Origin of the sequence: Pseudoalteromonas sp. H103 (assembly GCF_001469205.1) — a bacterium.
Taxonomy (GTDB): domain Bacteria; phylum Pseudomonadota; class Gammaproteobacteria; order Enterobacterales; family Alteromonadaceae; genus Pseudoalteromonas; species Pseudoalteromonas carrageenovora.
Genome location: NZ_LOFG01000015.1, coordinates 65,039 through 84,274, shown reverse-complemented (window position 1 = coordinate 84,274; position 19,236 = coordinate 65,039). Strand labels below are relative to the sequence as shown.

Here is a 19,236-nt window from a genome sequence, read left to right as displayed (position 1 = left end):
GTCGTGAGACAGTTCGGTCCCTATCTGCCGTGGGCGTTTGAGAATTGAGAGGGGTTGCTCCTAGTACGAGAGGACCGGAGTGAACGAACCGCTGGTGTTCGGGTTGTCATGCCAATGGCATTGCCCGGTAGCTACGTTCGGAACTGATAAGCGCTGAAAGCATCTAAGCGCGAAGCAGGCCTCGAGATGATTTCTCACTAGACTTTTAAAGTCTCTGAAGGGCCGTTGAAGACTACAACGTTGATAGGCAAGATGTGGAAGTGGTGTGAGCCATTAAGCTAACTTGTACTAATTACCCGTGAGGCTTAACCATACAACGCCAAACGCGTTTTGTGACAGTGAAAGCGACAGAAGTTAATGACTAAAGTAGATATTACTTAAAGACTTAAAAAATATTATCAGATATTTTCCAAATTTATGAGGTGACTCTTAGCGCGTAGCGTTAAAGTAGAGGCACCTTGCGCAAAGGAAAAAGAAGCACTACGTGCTTGTCATTACTCCTTTGCACCAAATTTGCTTGGTGACAATAGCGTTTTGGACCCACCTGACTCCATGCCGAACTCAGTAGTGAAACGAAACAGCGCCGATGATAGTGTAGCATTTGCTATGTGAAAGTAGGACATTACCAGGCTTCAAATTAAAGAAACCCGTTACAGCAATGTGACGGGTTTTTTGCTTTCTGGGATTTAGTAAATAGCCAAGAGCCCATGCCGAGCTCAGTAGTCAAACAAAACAGCGCGAAGGCGAGCCCCACGGAAGGCAGCCCCGACACAAAGATAGTGTAGCATTTCACTGTGACTCACCACCGCTGTGGGCACCACGACATTACCAGGCTTCAAATTATAGAAAGCCCGACTAGCAATAGTCGGGCTTTTTTACGTCTGCAGAAAAGTAGAATACGCATAGTTAATATAGACTCATCAAGCCTCTATCGCGTAGGTCGGGCGAAGCGACTCCTGGCGCTAAAATCACCGCAAGTACCTTTTTAAATAGGTGCTTCAATTCGAACCTTATTATATAGCTTCATATTTCACTAAATCATACTCTGATTACAGAGATGCTCGTTTCTTCTCACTTTGTTGCAATTTCATTCTTGGTTTAATAAGTGACCTGTGTAAAACTACCTGCGTTAATTTTGTAAATCAGGTGACATGAATGTCGAATATAAAAGCTTGGAAACTTATGAGCCTGTTTTGTTTGTTCGCAGTGCTTATGGGTTGTCAATCTAAAGAAGAGCAGTTGCAACAAACAATTCAAGAGTCTATTAAAAAGGCAGATGTTGAGCTATCACAGCTTGGTACCGCGCTTGATAATGGGAGCATACGTAATGCTGTACTTTTAAAAGAGTACGGCCAACTTCTAAAACAGCAGCAACCAGAACTAAGTAAGGTTGTTGATGTAATTACCCTTGATGCCACAAGGCAAGGTGCACTTTATAGTGGTTTAACACAGCGACTTAAAGACATTAAAGGGACTTACTTAATTCCACCTTACGAAGATACGCTCCACAGTATTGATTTACTGCGTGAAGCTGTAAAGCCTACGTTGTTTTCAGATGCGTTGACCGATCCTATTAATATGCTTGCTGATATGTCAAAAGGCAGCCTTGCTCGTATTGGTGCAATTAGCCAGCAAGCTGAAGGAGAGGGGGTTGGTAACCAAATGGTGGGTAACCCTAATTATGGAAACTGGCAAACTAATAGTAACGGGATTAGCTTTTGGCAGTGGTACGGTATGTACCGTATTTTAGGTGATGTGTTCGATCGTGTTGAATACGGTAGCTGGAGTAAGCGTCGCAAGTATAGTTATTACAATGACTATGGCCGTGCTCGTTACTCAAGCCCTAAGCAAATTAAAACACAAAGCGCGCTTGAAACACGTACACGCCAATCATACCAACGCCAAGGTAAGCAGTTTACAAGCCCATATGCGAGCAAAAAAACAGGTGCAACGGGTTTAAGCCGTAGTAGTTATACGCCACCTAAAAGCCGCAGTAGTTACTCGCGTTCGAGCAGCTATAGCAATAGCTCAGGATCGGTACGTGATAGCGGTAGCAGAACCTCTCGTGGCGTGAGCCGTGGTAAGTAAAGAATAAGTTGGAGTTAGAAATATGTACGAATTTAATGGAATAACTATGTGGTCGCTACAAGCACTGGCGATTGATTTTGCAATTATTGTGTTGCTCTTTGTAAGCCTAAAATACATTAAAGGTTGGGTTTCAAATTTACATGCGAATGACGAAATAACAGAGCGCGATAACTTTGCTTTTGGTATTAGCTTTGCCGCAGGCTTGGTTGCCCTTGCAATTGTATTAACGGGCGTGAGCAGTGGAGCTTTTGCAGCGTCGCTTCAGCAAGAAGCACTGCAAATGCTAGGTTATGGTGTGCTAGCGATTGTATTAATTAAGTTAGGCCACTTTTTTCAAGATAAAGTAGCGCTGCGTAAAGTAAGCCTACACGATGAAATTGTTAAAGGTAATGTAACAGCCTCTATAATTGACTTTGGTCATGTAGTGAGTGTTGCTATTGTTATTCGCTCTGCACTTTTGTGGGTAGCAACAGAGGGCTGGCACGGTCTGCCAATTGTAGTGGCAGCATTTATTATTGGCAGCTTTGTATTATTACTAGTAAGCCAATATCGCGTGCAACTATTTAAACGCACTAATAAAAGCGGTGACTGCTTACAACAAGCAATTATTGATGGAAACTTAGCTGTTGGTATTCGCTACGCTGGTTTTTTAATTGGTAGTGCACTGGCAATTACTGCAGCAACAGGTATTGCACCTTATGCAGCCGATAACATAAATGCAAGCTTGCTTTACTGGGCTGTTAGCGCAGTTGTTTTCTTAATTGCATTTATTATTTTGCACTTAGTGACAATAAAAATTATTTTATCTGGCTGTGATATTTCAGATGAAGTAAATCGCCAAAAAAATGTAGGCGTAGCTACTATTTCTGCAGCGGTATCGTTTGCTGTTGGTATTACTATGGCAACTTTATTAGGCGCATAATCAGTGTCATTAACTAACACTAGCCCAAGTAAAGCACGTTTACTTGGGCACGATATATTACTTATTACGGTTATGGCCATACTCGCAGGGTGTGGCCTTATTTATGAATACTTACTTTCGCATTACGCAGGGCGTGTACTTGGCTCTGTAGAAAGCGCAATTTACGCCATGATTGGCACGATGATAGTGGCTATGGGCTTAGGTGCTTTTTTAGCTCGTTGGTTTAAAGATGCATTTACCGCTTTTGCTTGGCTAGAAAGTATAATTGCATTAGTTGGCATGGGCTGCATTTTAGCTATTGCTGGTGTGATTGCTGTAAGTTATTCGCTCCCTCATTTATTTTCTAGTATTTTTAATTTACCTCCCGATGTTGTACTTAACGGCTATGTATTTCAAAAGTTGCAAGAGTGGTCACGATTCCTTCCTTATGTATTTGGTTTAATACTGGGTTTATTTATTGGTATGGAAATACCGTTAATAGCGCGTATTCGCCAACATGTGTACGGGCGGTTTTTAGAAAATAACGCAGGAACAATTTACGGTGCCGATTATATTGGCGCAGGTATTGGCGCGGCTATTTGGGTAAGCATTATGCTCTCAATGCCTATAATGCAAGCTGCAGCGTGGACAGCACTTTTTAATATAATCGCAGGGCTTGCCTTTCTATGGCGCTACCATGCGCATGTGCGCTTTGCTAAGGCACTTTTAGTTTGTCATATCGTATTGCTGGCATTATTTGGGTTTATTTTAGTGCTGGGTAGTAGTTGGATGAATAGCTTAAGTAACGTGCTATATAAAGATAAAGTTATTTACTCTCAAGCCACTAAGTACCAGCATGTAGTGTTAACCGAACGCTTAAGTAAAAATCAGCCAGAGCCTATTACTGATTTATATTTAAATGGGCGCTTGCAGTTCTCAAGTATTGATGAGCAAATATATCACTCGATGCTGGTTTATCCGGCAATGCTTGCCTCAAACAGGCACGACCGCGTATTAATTATTGGTGGTGGCGACGGGCTTGCCCTTAGAGATGTTTTAAAATGGCCTGTGAGCGAAGTAACGCTGATTGATTTAGATGCTCAGCTGCTTAATTTATTTGGGCATAAAGACGGTGATTTTACGCCCCCAGAGCCTATTAATAACCGCCTATTAAAGCTAAATAATAAATCTATGCAAGACTCTCGTGCACATATAATTGTGGGTGATGCATTTTTAGAGGTTGAAAAATTACTCGATCAAAGTAAGCAATTTGACACTATTTTAATTGATTTACCCGATCCTAATCATCCCGATCTTAACAAAATGTACAGTGACTACTTTTATAACCATGTACGTCAACTATTGGCACCCGATGGCGCAATGGCAGTTCAATCAACATCGCCTTATCATGCTAAAAAAGCGTTTTTAAGCATAGCCAAAACGGTTAAAGCAGCAGGGTTTAGTTATGTAGAGCAATATCAGCAAAATATTCCTTCGTTTGGGCAATGGGGCTGGACTATTGCCACTAAAATGGGTCAACCCGCAAGTGGACGAATTAAAAACATAAGCGAAATGCCTGTGCCATCTAGGTGGGTTAGTAAAGAATATTTACTGGCAAGTTTTGTGTTTCCTAATCAGTATTTTGAACAAGTAAAAAGTATTGAGGTCAATAGGTTAGGATCTGGTCAGTTATACGATTATTACCGTACAGCTTGGCAAATAGAAAGCGAATTGTACAAAAATTAATAAAACAGGGTTGACATAATATGTCGGCCGTGCGAATCTTAACTCAGACATAATATGTCAAACGACAAAAAAGGCAGAGACATGGAATTAAATGAACTTTCAATAAAATTAGCTTCTTTTGAAACTGAAGGTGCTAACTTTGAGTCTTTCTTGATTGCCAATCCAGGTGAGCAAGATGTTTTACAAGTCATTGTTGACGGAAACGATGAGCTTCCAATTTTTGTTACGCAAACTCAAGAGCAGTTGTTATGTATTAGCTACTTGTTTGGCGAAGACGAAGTAAAAAGTGAATTACGCAACGAGTTAAACGAAACACTACTACGTTTAAACGTGCCAATTCCACTGAGTGCATTTGCTAAAATCGATAACAAATACGCGATTTTTGGTGCACTGTCGGTAAATTCATCGTTAGATGACGTTACCCACGAACTAGTGACACTAGCTGACAACGCTATTGACGCACTAGAAGCCGTGACCTTGTATTTAAACGATTAGTAACTAGTTAGTGGAGTTAAGATTATGAGTATTTTAAAAAAATTATTTACAGCAGTACGTGGCGGCGCGCGTGAAGCAGGCGAAGCAATTGTAGATGCAAACGGTATCCGAATTTTTGAACAAGAAATTGCAGATGCACAAAATGCACTTCACCGTGCTAAAAAAAGCCTTACAGAAGTAATGGCTAAAGAAATGCAAACTAAGCGTAAAATTAGCGCTGTTGATGCATCAATTGCTGAGCACGAAGCATATGCAGGCCAAGCACTTGAAAAAGGTAATGAAGCCCTAGCATTAGAAATTGCCGAAAAAATTGGTGACTTTGAAGCTGAAAAAGCTGAAAACGAGCAAGTATTATCTGGTTTTAGCAATCATATTGTGGCGCTTAAACAACAAGTTAAAGACGCTGAAAAGTCGATTAAAGAAAACCAACGTCAGCTTACTATGGTTAAAACCACAGAAAGCGTACAGCAAGCTACTATGGCTGTTAACAGCACGCTTAATACTAATAGCTCGTCTATGACATCGGCTCGCCAGTCGCTTGAGCGTATTAAGCAACGCCAACAGGATCGTAGCGACCAGCTTGGTGCTGCAAAGCAACTTGAGTCGGACGTAAATGGCGACGATTTAAAAGCAAAAATGGCTGAAGCCGGTATTGGCGATACAAGCCCAAAAAGTGCTGATATTTTAGCGCGCATTAAAGCCAAGCAAAACGGCTAATAGTTAGTACATTATTTATAAAAGGTAATTAAGCTTAGCTTAGTTACCTTTTTTGCTTAGGGATGCCTCATTATGTTTAATTTTTTCAAATCTAAAAAAGAGCCAGAACGTCAGCTTAATCATGCAAGCGAGCTTAAAAAAGGCGATATGTTTAGTGTTATCGACTCATTTGCATATCCGTCGTGGTTAAAAGGTGAAACGTTACGCGTTATTGATATTCAAACATACCAATATCAGCACAGTAGTGACACTGAGTTTGTGCTTGAGACCAACAGCGGACAGGTTGTATTTTTACAAATTGAGCAAGATGATGGTGAGCAGTTTGCTAACTTTTCAATAAAAATTCAGCGTGATGAAGTAGAGCAAATATTTGGATTAGACGACTTTGCGCGTATTTTTGATGAAGAATCATTAACTAATATCCAGGTGCAAAACACACCCGAGCGTTTTATGCAGTTTTTAGCTAAAAGCTATCAACAAAGTGAATCGCCATACGTATGCTACTTCCATAATAAAGACTTTCGTGGCCAGTCACTACCGCGTTATGAGCAAGAAGGTGGTGAGCCATGTGAAATGATTTGTTTAGCATCGCCTGACGAAGGGCATGGTTTAAATATCGAAATATGGGAAGGCGGTGAAACCGAAGTATCGCTAACGCTTACACGGCCAATCACCGATATCGTCGACTTATTTCCAGGAGATGCTAAGTGAGTGATGCTAAAGATAAGTGGTTACGCCAAGAGCAAGCCGTGCGTGCCACACAAATGGCATTTGATTTAAGTAGCGAAGTACAAAAGTCGATAAAAAAACAAGCCATCGATCAAGAGCTCACGCCATCAGACATGATCCGTAAAATTTTAGGTTTGGACGTAAAATCTAAAAAAACACGCCAGCGTTTATCGTTTAATTTAAATGACGACGAAATAGCACAACTCGCAACGCGGTTTGATGTACAAAGCGATGATAAGCGAGCCGTAAAGCAACAAGTAGCAGAGTTATTAATTGCTCATACTAAAAACACTAAGTAGTTAATTTAGATTTATATGAATATTATTTTAATTGCTTACTTAATTATTTTTGCTTTATTTGGCACAGCTGCGAGTTACTTTGTGCGATTTATTTATGCGTACTGGGTGCTTAAGCAAATGCCAATGAAATACATCATTAAAGCGGGAGTGTGCGTGGTGATGGTGTTAATAATTTCAGCGTTAATACCTTTTATAGGTTAACGCTGAAATTGACGTTTAAGCTATTTAATATCAAACGACTGGCATTGCTTATTAATACATAACGATTGCACTTCAAGTACAGGAGAGCAATCGGTTAAGCCTTGCGCTTTATTTTGTATCTCTTCTTGTTTTGTTATTTGTTGAGCAAGCTGTTCCGCTTCTTCTTGAGAGGTGTTTAGCGTTGAATAAACCGCGTATGTACTCGGTCCACCGCATGCGCGGGCGCCAACTTCAAGGACTTTGCACTGAAAGCTCGCGGTGCAACTATTATTGCTCACCATGTTATTCAGATCGTAGTTTAAGTCAGATAAAGTTTTGCTTTGTTCATTACCTGACGTTGCCGTGCTGGCACAGCCACTTAGTAATAAAAAGCTGCTAGCAATGCTTATAATTGATAGTTTAACTGCCGATGGTAAACAACTCATAACGTTATCCTTAAAATGCACTTACCGCTGAGCCTTCAAGTTTAACACATTTATTTTCAACACACTGCGTGCTTGGTGTCGTTAAATGCTGACAAATACTCATCATTTCATTTTGAGCATTGTAGTGGCTTTCAAGAGACGTGATTTTTTTACTTTGTGCTAAAACGTCAGTTTCATTAGCGGTTTTAGTTGAGTAAACGGCAAAGCTACTAGGGCCGCCACATGCACGACTGCCAACAGGGGTAACCCTACACTGCTCACTGGTGTCGCATTGATTATCAGCAATGAGCGAGTTTAACTCGGTTTTAGCTGTTTTTATATCCTCAACAGATACTTTTTTTAACTCGGTATTTGAAAGTTTTTGTGCTGCTGATTTTGAGTGTTCTTTTTTATTTTCAACAAGCGTTGTTTGCGGTACTTCTTTTAATTTATTTTGAGTAGTTTGCTCTGTATCGGCTGATGTTGTTTCTAGGCAAGCAGTTAAACAAAGCGGTAAAAGTATGGCTAACAATGGGGTACGCATAACAAACCTTAATAGTGATGAAATATTCATCACTATCATACACGGTGCATTTTTTACGGCAATAAAAACTATATAATCAAGTAATTAAAGCCGTATTTAGATTTTAAAAAAACTACAAGCCACCTTGTGTGAGCTTAGTAGGGTTTAGTAGTTTTTCGAGCTCTTCGCGTGGTAAGTCAGTTTCTTGCTCGGCTACATCGATAATAGGTCGGGCTTCTCTGTAGGCTTGCTTAGCTATTTTTGCGGCTTTTTCGTAACCGATCACCGGATTAAGCGCTGTAACTAAAATTGGGTTTTTAGCCAATGCTTTGTCTATATTGGGTTGGTTAACTTTAAAGCTCGCAATAGCTTTATCTGCAAGGGCTTGTGCGCTATTAGCAAGTAGCTCAACACTTTGTAAAATATTATGCGCAATAACAGGTAACATCACATTCAGCTCAAAATTACCGGCTTGGCCTGCAACGGTAATAGTTGCATCGTTTCCTATTACTTGAGCGCTTACCATGGCTGCCGCTTCTGGGATCACCGGATTTACTTTACCCGGCATAATAGACGAGCCTGGTTGTAGTGCTTCAAGCTCTATTTCGCCAAGACCAGCAAGTGGACCTGAGTTCATCCAGCGTAAGTCGTTTGCTATTTTCATTTGTGCTACAGCGAGTACTTTTAACTGCCCTGAGAGCGCTACAATGGCATCTTGCGAACCAATATTATAAAAAAAGTTACTGCTTGGTTTAAAGCTTATACCCACATTTGCGCTTAAGTTTTTAGCAAACTTTGATGCAAACTCGCCATCGGCATTAATACCGGTACCAACAGCTGTACCACCTTGAGCAAGCTCACATACTCGCTCTAAGCTATGGCGAATGCCTGAGGCTGCGTTATTTACCTGTGATTGCCATGCACTGAGTGTTTGCTCAAACGTAACGGGCATCGCATCCATTAAATGTGTACGGCCTGTTTTAACTATTGCGCCAACTTCTGCCTTTTTTTGCTCTAAGCTTTGCGATAGTTTTTCAAGTGATGGTAGTAATTCATAAACTACGTTAATGGCACTACTAAGGGCAATGGCTGTAGGGACTACATCGTTAGAGCTTTGCCCCATATTTACGTCATCATTAGGATGAATTGACTCATTACCAATGCGAGTTGCAAGCGTTGCGATGACTTCATTGGCGTTCATGTTAGAGCTTGTACCTGAGCCGGTTTGGAAAATATCGACAGGGAAGTGCTCATAATGCTCGCCATCAATAATTTGTTGGCAGGCTTGCTCTATGGCCGTCGCTTTACTTTTACTCAAATGATTTAGCTCAAAATTACTCTGTGCAGCGGCTTGCTTAATGTAAGCAAGCGCCGTAATAAATTGCTTGGGCATTGTTAAGCCGCTAATTGCAAAGTTATTTACTGCGCGTTGGGTTTGCGCTTGATATAAAGCATCAGCAGGTACCTGTAACTCGCCCATACTGTCTGATTCTGTTCTAAAGTTACTCATATTTTACTCCTTAAAAAGGGTTGAATTCGTGACTAAGAACGCGCGCTTCACGTTCAAGTAATAAAAACTTGGCTGTGTTGTTATGCGTTTTGTAATAACGTTTTAATGCCAGTAATGGTTTATATAACTGCTCAAGGCACTGTTTGCGAATGGCACTGTTTATTAGAGGGTCGCACATTTTGTTGATAATTTCATATAGTGTGCGTTTTAAATAAAGCTCTTGAAGTAGAGGATTGCGTTGTTTTTCAAAGCTTTTAGCTAAGCTTAGAGCGGTTTCGATGTAGTTTGCCACGAGCATAGGGGCATGAAGGCCCGGACGTAAGCAATGACATGTTAGTTCATGATGATAATTACGCAGAGCGTGATCTGAAGACATAAAAAAACCGACCTAAGTTAACGATAATAGTTATCATTACATTTAATCGGTTTCAGTGTAAACAGTTATTGTAAAAATTATTTACGGGTTTAAGTTTAGTATCAATTGTAGCCAAGAATGAATATTTGGTCTGTTTCATGTTTTTTTAGCGCCTGTTGATTTTGGTTACAGTGAGAAAGTAAATCGATTACGGTGGCTCTACTATCACAGGCGCTACTAGGCTTTTCTATGTTTTTTTCTGTTACTGAGACAACAGCGTCTACAGCAGTATATGGGGGTAAATGCATAATTTTGATCCTCTTTAATTAATATAAGTTGAGCCTTTTACAGACTCACTATAAAAAAGCATAATATATACCAATAAAATAGCTAACTTTTAATATATTGATAAATATAAAAATTTTATTTTTTAGGGTTTTACTAAGTACAAAGTAATCAAAATTTGCTTTACTGTTGTGCATTAGCCTACAACTTTGGTGCAAACCTATGACAAAGCCATTTTCACAAGCGTGTGAAAACAACAAAGCTCCTATTTTGGCGCAGTTAAAAAAAGCATTTAAATCAAGTTGCAGTGTGCTTGAGATTGGTTCTGGTACGGGGCAGCATAGCGTGTTTTTTGCCGAACAATTACCTCACTTACAATGGTATACAAGTGATCGCGCTATAAACCATGAGGGGATCAGGTTATGGCACGCCCAGGTAAGCCTCAATAATTTACACGCACCACTTACGCTTGATTTAAGCCACGATTGGCCGATTGATAAAGTAGATGCAATATTCACGGCAAATACGTTTCATATAATTAGTTGGCAGTTGGTAGAGCGTTTTTTTGACGGAGTTAAGCGCCATTTAAATAACGAAGGTATGTTATGTATTTATGGGCCGTTCAAATATCAAGGTAAATTTACCAGCCCAAGTAATGATGACTTCAATAGGTTTTTAATAGATCGCGACCCGTTAAGCGGGATAAGGGATTTTGAAGCAGTTGAGGGCTTGGCAAAACAGGCAGGACTTTCGCTTATTAGCGATACAGCCATGCCTGCAAATAATCAGTTACTCATTTTTAAACGGCAGTAACTCAGCACACTGATCTTTATAGATATGAATGTGTTGGCTCTCTCTTTTAAGGTAATCACTAATAGCATTACTAAAGTCGCCATCAACAATGTGGTGAGCAGAGTAGGTAAGTACGGGCTCAAACCCGCGCGCTATTTTATGCTCACCTTGCGCCCCAGAATGAAAGCAGCTCAGGTTATGCTTAATAGCAAACTCAATACCTTGGTAATAGCACAGTTCAAAATGCAGTGAATCAACATCTTCGTTTGCACCCCAATAGCGCCCATAAAGCGTGTTTTCGCCAATTAAACTAAGTGTTGCTGCAATTACTTTATCGTCTTTTTTTGCGAGCATAATAACGAGTTGTTCGCTCATTAGCGCATGTAACAGTATAAAAAATTCCATATTTAAATACCCTAAATGCCCAGAGCGCTTTAAATAAGTACGCTGATAAAACTCGCAAAAAAGCTGCATGATTTCGGGGGTTATTTGCACGCCATGTAGCCATTCAATGGTTATATTTTGCTGGACTATTTTAGCGCGCTCTTTTTTAAGTGTTTTACGTTTTCGTGCAGTTAAGGTCTGTAAAAAGTCATCAAAGGTATTAAAGCCTTTGTTAAACCACTGAAACTGCACACCCACTCTCTGCATTACTCGCTCTGTACAAAGTGAATTTGCCTGTGCTTGTTCACAAAAATTTATATGCCAGCCAGACCAACTTTGATCAATGCTGTGTGTGTTTAGCTGCTCTTTTATGTAGTGATATACCAAGTCGTGATCATTGTGCTCTATGGCAATTCGCTTACCTTCAATAGGGCTAAAAGGCACACCACATAGCCACTTAGGGTAATATTCTAACCCGTGTTGCTCGTATGCTTCTGCCCATGCCCAATCAAATACGTACTCTCCGTATGAATGGCTTTTTAAATACCCAGGCGCTAATGCAATGAGTTTATTATTTTCATACACCGCTAGGTGCTTAGGCTGCCAGCCTGTTTGCTCATTTACGCATTGGCTTTGCTCCAAGGCATATAAAAATGCGTGGCATGTAAAGGGCTCGCTGCCAAATAAGCGTTGCCATTCATTGGCATCTATTTGATTTATGCTTGTAAACCATTGGTGCGAAAGAGCACTCATAACTGCTTACCTTTTGTGTGTTCTAGGTTTTTAATAAATATTGAAATTTGTTTTTCCAGCTCGTTAAAATGAGGATTAAAAGTGAGCCGCTGTAATGCAGGATAGTTTTTTAAATTTGCTTTTGTACGTTCACCTAATTGTGGGTGTGGTGTTGTTTTACAGGTTTTATACTGAGCATCGTCGTTAATAAAACTACCACAATTACGATAGGCAACATTTACGCCGTAGTGTGGGTTTTGTGGCGAGTTAACAATCGCAATATGCGATATACCATGAATACTTTTACATCGTTTTGTCGTGCACTTTGGGTTTATTACTTTGTAATTAGCAGCAAATCCTGCAGGCAAAGTATCAGTATTGCCATAAAATACTAAAGTATCGCGTGTTTTATATTTAGGCGAGTTACCCTTATGCAGGGCACTTAATAATTTAAGCGAAGCGCGCGTATCAATTGTGGTATCAATATCACTAAGCACACTAAAAATAGGTAGTTTAAGTGCGGAGCGTTTACTTAATTGATCAATACTTACCAATTGCATGGCATCGTATGAGGCTGCAGCAGCATGAAAAGGGAATGACTCATACTTAGCAAAATCAATATCAGCGTCTTTATCTATCCAATCTACAAATGGAATAGCGTCTATCCATTTAGCAAGCCAGCCATTTTTATTATGTGGCTCAGTACCAGGTGAATACAACATAAGTGCTTTAATTTTAGGTGATGGCGTTTGCTTTGTTAGGTAATCAATAACGAGTGCAGCACCTGTAGAGTAGCCACCTAATATGACCTCATCAAAATCGGTTAAAGCGCGGTTTACTCCATAATTTACTGCTTTTTGCCATTGCTTTACGTCTACGTTTTGTAATGCACTCGCAGCGCTTCCATGGCCGGGTAATAAAAGCGTGCGAACGCTATAACCTTGCTCGTAGTAAATGCGTGCTAAATCGTGATAAGTAAAAGGGGAGTCTGTTAGTCCGTGTATTAACAAGGCAACCTTGTTACTTGCTGGGTGCTTAAGTTCAAAGGGGGCAATAATATCGGCAATATTAGGATTTGTGGTTCGTACACCTTGCTTAACAAGTTGTTTGTAGGTATCGGTTATTACAGGGCATGGTAAGTTTGCACGCGGGTTTGCTTTATTAATATGATCATACGCATAATCTAAATAGCGCTGAAATGGCAAAAGGGCTTGATAATTGAATGACTGGTGGGTGTGCTCGTTTTCAAACCTAAATAACCCTTGCTGCTTAGCTTTTAGTATAAAGCTAAAGCTGCTGCTTTGAGTAATACAGTCTTGAGCTGCAGCAAGGTGAGATAAAATACTTAAAACAAAACCTATACAAACTTTTAAAACTAACCCGTTATTGTTCATTTACTTCTGCATATTGGACAAGGCACTCGGTTAGCTTAATGAGTTCGAGTGGTTTTGCAAGGTGCAGATTAAACCCTACTGCACGAGCATGCGCTTTATCCTCTGGCATTACGTCGGCAGTTAAAGCAATAATGGGCAGCTCTTGTTCTGTTTTAAATTGCCTAATTAGCGCTGTGGCTCTATAGCCATCCATAACCGGCATTTGGCAATCCATAAGTACTAAATCAAAATTTTGTAGTTTTACTGCATTAACAGCAAGCTCACCATTATCTACAATTTTTGGCACTATGCCTAAAGAGCCCAGCATTGCTTTAATCACCATTTGGTTAACAGGGTTGTCTTCGGCAACGAGAACGTCTAGTGATGCAATATTTGTATCTGCATATGCAATTTCAGGTGACTCTTCAGGCTCTGTAGTAGGAAGAGTGATAGCAAGTGTAAAGGTTGAGCCTTTTCCAAGCTCACTTTGTAGAGCTAAATTAGCCCCCATTAGTTGGCTCAGCTCTTTTGCTATTGTTAAACCAAGCCCTGTACCACCAAATTGCCTTGATGTGGAGCTATCAGCTTGAGTAAATGCATTAAATAATTTTTTATGTTGGCTTGGTTTTATGCCAATTCCCGTATCTATTACATCAATGGTAATTTGTACTTTATTAGCGGCAGTAAATTCACCTGCAATATTTAATGCAACGCTTCCTTCATTTGTAAATTTAACCGCATTACTGCACAAGTTAAGGAGTATTTGCTCTATACGCATTGGGTCGCCAATGTACCACGTGTTTACTGGTAGCTTGCACTCTACTTGCCAGTTTATTCCTTTGTTAAAGGCGCTTTGTTCAAACATATTATTTATACGAGAAACTAATGCATGAAAGTCGAATGATATCGATTCCATCGCGAGCTTTTGCGACTCTATTTTTGATATGTCGAGAATGTCGTTAATTAAATTTAATAAGCTTTTAGATGAGGAGTTTATTTTGTCTAAGTAGCCTACCAATGTTTTAGTGTCGTCAACTTCGCGTGCTAACGACGAAAACCCAATAACAGCATTAAGAGGTGTGCGTATTTCGTGACTCATATTAGCCAAAAATTGACTTTTAGCCTGATTGGCAAGATCAGATTGCTTTTTAGCTTGCGCCAATGAATGGGTGCGCTCTGCTACTTGGCGAGTAAGCTCTACTTGCTGCTGATTAAATAATAATAAAATAAGTAAAATAAGTGAGCACACAGCGACCTGTAAAATAAGTAGTAGTAATGTAAGTTGGTTGTTGTGCTGAGTTAAAAACCCTTCTTTAAGCGCAAGTTTAACAATCCACCGCTGACCACTAAAATCAACATTAAAAGTCATAATTCGACTCCCCGCAGCTTGGTCAAAGCCTTTGGAGTTACTATAAAAGGGGGGGTTATTAATATCCTCATAAATATTAATAGCGAACATATCTGATTGCGCTTTTGAAATAGCCTGATTAATAATGTTGTCTACTAAAAATACACCCGTTGCATAGCCTTTAACAGGATCAGCTTCATTATCTTGATAGTACACAGGAGCAAAAAGTAAGTAAGCGGGGGTCGGTTCTTTGGTTTGTACGAGCTGAATAATTTTAGTACCTACAGGTTGAAACCTTATAGTAGGGTTAAGTAGGGATTCTTTTCTGTCAGCATTTGAAAACACATTAAAGCCAATCGCTTTTTGATTACCATTAAATGGCGCTATGTATTTTACAATAACCATGGGGTCGTCTTTTTCTAACGGCTCACCGACTACATCGTAATCTAAATGGTAAATGTCAGAAATGGTTTGGGTAAACTCTTTGCGCTCGTCTTGTGATATTTTTACATTCCATGAAAGGGCTTTTATAAAAGAATGCTGAGTAAGTAACTCGCTCGCATAAGCGTAAAACTCTTGCTGACTAAGCTGTGAAGACGATTGTACTTGGCTTGCCAAACTCTGCACGGCAATAAGGGTGCGGTTAGTATAACGATAAAGGCTATTTTCAATTACGTGGACTTCTCGTTCGGCTATTTTTATTGTATTAGTGCGATTTTCACTATCGTAAAGCTGAGTTGTTACGGCTACCGATACAAATAAAACACTACACACAGCAATGGTTGGTATGGCAGAGATATGGTATTTACTTGAGGTTTTAGGCAATAACGAGAGTAAAAATGGCGTGGCAATTAATACGCCTAAGGTATCGCCAAGCCACCAATAAATCACGTTTCGCCAATGGTTATCTATACTGTACGCGGGGTTAAACTGGCTAAGTGCAAACACCCCAAAGTTAGCCGATATTAAGCTGGTTATGATTGCGACAAAAACAATAAAATAAATAATATTTTTACGGTTTTTAAAGCGCAGCGGATGGCCAAGCCAATATTTTAAAAGGGCTGCCCCCACCATCGCCTGAATAACAACTCCAAAGGCAATATACATAGCCTCATTAAACGAATTGCCAACAAGTACCATTTCGTGTGCTGAGTTATCAAAAATACTTAAATTAAATGTAATTGCAGCAATAAATAATGGCGGGATGAATCGCCACCACCAAATATAGCACCCAACTAATGCAATGCCGGCAGGTAACCAAATAGGAATAATTTGCGAATTAAAGGCGAGCTTAGTAAGCGTAATTCCAACAAAAATATATGCCAAGGCAAACAAGATGTAAAAAATACTAGAGTGATATTTTGAATTAAAATCTTTCACTTAGGTCCTTGGCAATTATTGTTATTACTTTTTGAATAATCAGTATAGCTAACAGTAGCTTATTTGAGGAATTTTTTATAATGGCAATTATTTTTTACTAAATGATTGTTTAAGTTCTACGGTTGATTTTATATTTTCAATGCTAACGCTTATTCATCAGCAGCTAAAAGAGTACGTTGTGTCACCTATACATAGGCAACATTGCAGTGGGGCGGTTATTTTAAACTTTGCAAAACACCAAAATGCAGTGCTTAAAGCGTTGGGGTAAGCTGCTGCTTTTGTTGTTTTAAAGCGTTTATTTGCTGCTGCATCTGGTTAATTGAGGCGTCATAAGCCTCTTTTAACGCTGCTGTTTTAGTCGCTCTGGCATCGGCAATAGAAGATGCTCCTAAACGGTTTGCTTGATCTTGAGTTATATAACTAATTTGCTGAGCTTTTGCGGTGTATTCTTTTTGGCTTTGTTTTATTTCCAACTGTAGCTTTTTTATTTCACGATCTATTTCTTGAACTTTTAAAAAATTATCGACGGATGAGTCGGTAATCCCCTTACCTGGCGTTGAGCTTTTATATGCCTCAATCACATTTATTTCTTTAAGGGTGATAACTTGTGCGTCTTTCGCACAAGGTGTTTGGCTAAAAGTAGGCACGCCTTTAATAACACATTTATACACAGTCGTATTTTGTGCAAAGGAAATAAATGGTACTGCACACGCAAGTAGCAATATGAGCCTGATCATAGCTAAACCTAAATTGGCTAAAGTTATATCAATAATGCACTAAGTTATTGTTTGGCACAATTTGTTTAATTTTTATGAGGGATAGAAGGGCCTATAGAGGGCGTTTTAAAGGCGGCAATCATGGATAACATCATAAATTTATAATCAAGCTAGCGCTTGCTAATCTATTTATGTGGTATCACTAAATTTTAGGCACAAAAAAACCACAATTAAGTGGCTTATATACAGTATATGGTGGAGAGGGAGGGATAGACTTGCTTACATCCATGTAATCAATCGCTGCGCGACGCTTGCAGCGGTCTAAAATGTTCCAGGCATTTTGTCGAACCCTGTCGAGGGTTCTCACCCTCCCAATTTAGTATTGGTGTTAAATTTTAGGCACAAAAAAACCACAATTAAGTGGCTTATATACAGTATATGGTGGAGAGGGAGGGATTCGAACCCTCGATAGAGCTACAAACTCTATACTCCCTTAGCAGGGGAGCTCCTTCGGCCACTCGGACACCTCTCCAACGCATAACCGTTTGTATTGATGGAAGTAAAATAAAGCCACCAATTAAAATGTGGTGGAGAGATAGGGATTTGAACCCTAGATAGGCTACAAACCTATGCCGGTTTTCAAGACCGGTGCATTCGACCACTCTGCCATCTCTCCGTGACGAAGAATAATACTTAGGTGATACCGCTGTGTAAATAGCAAAATGACTGTTTGCCTAAAAAATGTACGCAAATGAGGTTTTTTTTGTAAATAAGGGGAAATTAAGGCAATTTTTAATAAAATAAATAGATTGCAGCAAACAAGAGGAGCTAAATAAGTGACTTAATTTAGTGGTTGGGTGTTTGCTGCACCTAAAAAATAATCATAGTTGGGTGATTATTTATATTGAGCTGCGCCGCTAAGTGCTAGTCTTTTACCAATACGGTTAAGCTTGGCTAACATTTTTGCTTTGCGGTTAGTTGGTTTTACTGCAACGTGAGTATCAGCTGTTTGGTTTAGGGTATTTATTGGGTTCATTAATTTGCTCCGGGTTGTATCTGTTGAAATCGCGTGCATTTTGCACGTTGTTTGATTAAAAATAAAGCAATAAAAATTGAGCCTGAGTCATTAGTTAAACTAATCCGACTTGAGTTTATTAAGATTCGATTCAGTAAGTGCTTTTGATTTTATTGCATAGTTATGTAAATTTAAATGGTCTCCTTAGTCTTTTATGTTGGGGTTTTAGCGGTTTTTTACCTTTTGTTATGCATTTAACCCGTTATTTTTTTGATTAGTTATTCAGATTAAAAAAATTTAATTAAAGTCTTAATTATCTCGTTATCTATTTTATAGTTGGATATAAAAATTTGTCATTACTGATAATTGTTAAACCAAGCACTAAAAAACACAGTAAAAAGTCTTTAAATTGGCTTTTAGATACCTGTGAAACACGCCAGCTAACTTATTGTACGTTTTTTACTACGGGAAGCTTTGAACACGACTGTGAACAAATAAAAGTGCAATTAAGTAAGGTCAGCAAAGTCGTTGTATTAGGTGGCGATGGCACTTTGCATTTGGCCGTTAACGCATTAATAGGGAGTCATTGTTCTTTAGCGCTGCTGCCCTGTGGTACCGGAAATGATTTTTCAAGAGGGTTTGATTGCCATATAGAGCAATGGCGACAAGCGCTATTTAATCCACCCATTGCAATTGATATAGGAAAAATAAACACTCGTTACTTTATTAATATTGCCGGAGTGGGTTTTGATGCTCATGTAGTAAAAGCTATTAATGCTAAAGCGTGTTTTTCAGCGTTTGATTACAGCTGGATAAGCGCAAAAGAGTTGCTTTATTATAACGCTCAGCAATTAAAAGGAGTATTTAGTACCCAAACTATGCAATACCCTAATTTAATTACGGTGTTTGCAAATCATAAATACTTTGGCGGTGGCTTAAAGATTGCTCCCAATGCAGATTTAAGTGATGGGCATCTTGAGTGTTATCAAATGCGCTCTGGCGGAGTGTTTTATAATGTACTGAGCTTTATAAAATTATTGTTTAAGCGCCACCAACATATTCAAAATCTTACCTATAGCCGCTTAACTAGCGCAGAAATAATGACTCAAGGCTTACTAATAGAAGCGGATGGAGAGCTGGTTGGAGAAACACCAGCAAAGATTAGTGTTCATACTGGTGCTTTACTTTTTCATTGCCCAATAAAAAAGCGCCTACAGTAGGGTAGGCGCTTTTGTGTTAGTTG

Annotated in this window: 20 protein-coding genes, 2 tRNA genes, 1 rRNA gene and 1 other annotated feature; of the genes, 11 read left to right on the top strand and 12 right to left on the bottom strand. The window is 39.4% G+C overall.

Annotated elements, in window-relative coordinates; genetic code table 11:
* Positions 1–34: 34 nt before the first annotated feature.
* Positions 35–300: a sequence feature (23S ribosomal RNA rRNA prediction is too short), on the top strand.
* A 216-nt stretch (positions 301–516) separates the two neighbouring features.
* The 9 genes from rrf to ATS74_RS20105 all read left to right on the top strand — a co-directional run bounded on the left by rrf (position 517) and on the right by ATS74_RS20105 (position 7,176).
* Positions 517–631 (top strand): 5S ribosomal RNA (rrf, locus tag ATS74_RS10335).
* A 524-nt stretch (positions 632–1,155) separates the two neighbouring features.
* Complete coding sequence (locus ATS74_RS10330) at positions 1,156–2,088, top strand: hypothetical protein (RefSeq protein ID WP_058548826.1); 933 nt, start codon at positions 1,156–1,158, stop codon at positions 2,086–2,088.
* 22 nt (positions 2,089–2,110) lie between these two features.
* On the top strand, positions 2,111–3,010 hold the full coding sequence (locus ATS74_RS10325; protein WP_058548825.1) for a DUF350 domain-containing protein: 900 nt from the start codon (positions 2,111–2,113) through the stop codon (positions 3,008–3,010).
* Between the two features lie 3 nt (positions 3,011–3,013).
* Positions 3,014–4,735, top strand: coding sequence for a polyamine aminopropyltransferase (locus tag ATS74_RS10320; RefSeq protein WP_058548824.1), 1,722 nt, complete (start codon positions 3,014–3,016; stop codon positions 4,733–4,735).
* A gap of 81 nt (positions 4,736–4,816) precedes the next feature.
* Positions 4,817–5,230, top strand: a complete 414-nt coding sequence (locus ATS74_RS10315) for a YjfI family protein (protein WP_006793818.1) — start codon at positions 4,817–4,819, stop codon at positions 5,228–5,230.
* 24 nt (positions 5,231–5,254) lie between these two features.
* Entirely contained in the window at positions 5,255–5,947 is a 693-nt protein-coding gene (locus ATS74_RS10310; RefSeq protein ID WP_058548823.1) for a PspA/IM30 family protein, read from the top strand.
* Positions 5,948–6,019: 72 nt separating this feature from the next.
* On the top strand, positions 6,020–6,658 hold the full coding sequence (locus ATS74_RS10305) for a DUF4178 domain-containing protein (RefSeq protein ID WP_058548822.1): 639 nt from the start codon (positions 6,020–6,022) through the stop codon (positions 6,656–6,658).
* A complete protein-coding gene (locus ATS74_RS10300; protein ID WP_058548821.1) occupies positions 6,655–6,975 on the top strand; it encodes a hypothetical protein in 321 nt (106 codons plus the stop codon). The genes ATS74_RS10305 and ATS74_RS10300 overlap by 4 nt, the downstream gene beginning before the upstream one ends.
* Positions 6,976–6,990: 15 nt before the next feature.
* Positions 6,991–7,176, top strand: a complete 186-nt coding sequence (locus ATS74_RS20105) for a hypothetical protein (protein ID WP_058548820.1) — start codon at positions 6,991–6,993, stop codon at positions 7,174–7,176.
* Between the two features lie 20 nt (positions 7,177–7,196).
* Here ATS74_RS20105 and ATS74_RS10290 read toward each other — a convergent pair whose 3' ends face one another.
* The 5 genes from ATS74_RS10290 to ATS74_RS10270 all read right to left on the bottom strand — a co-directional run bounded on the left by ATS74_RS10290 (position 7,197) and on the right by ATS74_RS10270 (position 10,276).
* Positions 7,197–7,601 (bottom strand): hypothetical protein, encoded by a 405-nt coding sequence (locus ATS74_RS10290; RefSeq protein ID WP_058548819.1) that lies wholly within the window; start codon positions 7,599–7,601, stop codon positions 7,197–7,199.
* A 10-nt stretch (positions 7,602–7,611) separates the two neighbouring features.
* Entirely contained in the window at positions 7,612–8,124 is a 513-nt protein-coding gene (locus tag ATS74_RS10285) for a hypothetical protein (RefSeq protein WP_058548818.1), read from the bottom strand.
* A 112-nt stretch (positions 8,125–8,236) separates the two neighbouring features.
* A complete protein-coding gene (locus tag ATS74_RS10280) occupies positions 8,237–9,613 on the bottom strand; it encodes a class II fumarate hydratase (RefSeq protein ID WP_058548817.1) in 1,377 nt (458 codons plus the stop codon).
* A gap of 10 nt (positions 9,614–9,623) precedes the next feature.
* A complete protein-coding gene (locus ATS74_RS10275; RefSeq protein ID WP_235592002.1) occupies positions 9,624–9,989 on the bottom strand; it encodes a hypothetical protein in 366 nt (121 codons plus the stop codon).
* 101 nt (positions 9,990–10,090) lie between these two features.
* Positions 10,091–10,276: a hypothetical protein gene (locus ATS74_RS10270; RefSeq protein ID WP_058548816.1), complete on the bottom strand. Its 186-nt coding sequence runs from the start codon at positions 10,274–10,276 to the stop codon at positions 10,091–10,093.
* A 199-nt stretch (positions 10,277–10,475) separates the two neighbouring features.
* Here ATS74_RS10270 and ATS74_RS10265 point away from each other — a divergent pair, with 199 nt between their 5' ends.
* On the top strand, positions 10,476–11,066 hold the full coding sequence (locus ATS74_RS10265; protein WP_058548815.1) for a DUF938 domain-containing protein: 591 nt from the start codon (positions 10,476–10,478) through the stop codon (positions 11,064–11,066).
* Here ATS74_RS10265 and ATS74_RS10260 read toward each other — a convergent pair.
* The 7 genes from ATS74_RS10260 to ATS74_RS20015 form a co-directional block, all read right to left on the bottom strand.
* A complete protein-coding gene (locus ATS74_RS10260) occupies positions 11,043–12,182 on the bottom strand; it encodes a GNAT family N-acetyltransferase (RefSeq protein WP_058548814.1) in 1,140 nt (379 codons plus the stop codon). The two genes, ATS74_RS10265 and ATS74_RS10260, sit on opposite strands and share 24 nt — an antisense overlap.
* Complete coding sequence (locus ATS74_RS10255; protein WP_058548813.1) at positions 12,179–13,555, bottom strand: alpha/beta hydrolase; 1,377 nt, start codon at positions 13,553–13,555, stop codon at positions 12,179–12,181. Before ATS74_RS10255 ends, ATS74_RS10260 begins: the two co-directional genes overlap by 4 nt.
* Entirely contained in the window at positions 13,545–16,262 is a 2,718-nt protein-coding gene (locus ATS74_RS10250) for an ATP-binding protein (protein ID WP_058548812.1), read from the bottom strand. The genes ATS74_RS10255 and ATS74_RS10250 overlap by 11 nt, the downstream gene beginning before the upstream one ends.
* Positions 16,263–16,513: 251 nt before the next feature.
* Positions 16,514–16,999, bottom strand: coding sequence for an RNA-binding protein (locus ATS74_RS10245; RefSeq protein ID WP_058548811.1), 486 nt, complete (start codon positions 16,997–16,999; stop codon positions 16,514–16,516).
* A 418-nt stretch (positions 17,000–17,417) separates the two neighbouring features.
* Positions 17,418–17,510, bottom strand: a tRNA-Ser gene (locus ATS74_RS10240).
* A 53-nt stretch (positions 17,511–17,563) separates the two neighbouring features.
* Positions 17,564–17,654 (bottom strand) — tRNA-Ser (locus ATS74_RS10235).
* Positions 17,655–17,873: 219 nt separating this feature from the next.
* A complete protein-coding gene (locus ATS74_RS20015) occupies positions 17,874–18,014 on the bottom strand; it encodes a hypothetical protein (RefSeq protein WP_171038411.1) in 141 nt (46 codons plus the stop codon).
* A gap of 329 nt (positions 18,015–18,343) precedes the next feature.
* On the opposite strand from ATS74_RS20015, the gene ATS74_RS10230 reads away from it, so the two are divergent.
* Positions 18,344–19,213 carry a diacylglycerol/lipid kinase family protein gene (locus ATS74_RS10230; protein ID WP_058548810.1) on the top strand — a complete coding sequence of 290 codons (870 nt, stop codon included), beginning with the start codon at positions 18,344–18,346 and terminating at the stop codon, positions 19,211–19,213.
* Positions 19,214–19,236 lie beyond the last annotated feature (23 nt).

Excerpts from the sequence above, each read along its gene's own strand:
- ATS74_RS10330 (WP_058548826.1), top strand. The coding sequence starts at position 1,156 with ATGTCGAATATAAAAGCTTGGAAACTTATGAGCCTGTTTTGTTTGTTC.
- ATS74_RS10325 (WP_058548825.1), top strand. The coding sequence starts at position 2,111 with ATGTACGAATTTAATGGAATAACTATGTGGTCGCTACAAGCACTGGCG.
- ATS74_RS10315 (WP_006793818.1), top strand. The coding sequence starts at position 4,817 with ATGGAATTAAATGAACTTTCAATAAAATTAGCTTCTTTTGAAACTGAA.
- ATS74_RS10310 (WP_058548823.1), top strand. The coding sequence starts at position 5,255 with ATGAGTATTTTAAAAAAATTATTTACAGCAGTACGTGGCGGCGCGCGT.
- ATS74_RS10305 (WP_058548822.1), top strand. The coding sequence starts at position 6,020 with ATGTTTAATTTTTTCAAATCTAAAAAAGAGCCAGAACGTCAGCTTAAT.
- ATS74_RS20105 (WP_058548820.1), top strand. The coding sequence starts at position 6,991 with ATGAATATTATTTTAATTGCTTACTTAATTATTTTTGCTTTATTTGGC.
- ATS74_RS10290 (WP_058548819.1), bottom strand. The coding sequence starts at position 7,601 with ATGAGTTGTTTACCATCGGCAGTTAAACTATCAATTATAAGCATTGCT.
- ATS74_RS10285 (WP_058548818.1), bottom strand. The coding sequence starts at position 8,124 with ATGCGTACCCCATTGTTAGCCATACTTTTACCGCTTTGTTTAACTGCT.
- ATS74_RS10280 (WP_058548817.1), bottom strand. The coding sequence starts at position 9,613 with ATGAGTAACTTTAGAACAGAATCAGACAGTATGGGCGAGTTACAGGTA.
- ATS74_RS10275 (WP_235592002.1), bottom strand. The coding sequence starts at position 9,989 with ATGTCTTCAGATCACGCTCTGCGTAATTATCATCATGAACTAACATGT.
- ATS74_RS10270 (WP_058548816.1), bottom strand. The coding sequence starts at position 10,276 with ATGCATTTACCCCCATATACTGCTGTAGACGCTGTTGTCTCAGTAACA.
- ATS74_RS10265 (WP_058548815.1), top strand. The coding sequence starts at position 10,476 with ATGACAAAGCCATTTTCACAAGCGTGTGAAAACAACAAAGCTCCTATT.
- ATS74_RS10260 (WP_058548814.1), bottom strand. The coding sequence starts at position 12,182 with ATGAGTGCTCTTTCGCACCAATGGTTTACAAGCATAAATCAAATAGAT.
- ATS74_RS10255 (WP_058548813.1), bottom strand. The coding sequence starts at position 13,555 with ATGAACAATAACGGGTTAGTTTTAAAAGTTTGTATAGGTTTTGTTTTA.
- ATS74_RS10245 (WP_058548811.1), bottom strand. The coding sequence starts at position 16,999 with ATGATCAGGCTCATATTGCTACTTGCGTGTGCAGTACCATTTATTTCC.
- ATS74_RS20015 (WP_171038411.1), bottom strand. The coding sequence starts at position 18,014 with ATGAACCCAATAAATACCCTAAACCAAACAGCTGATACTCACGTTGCA.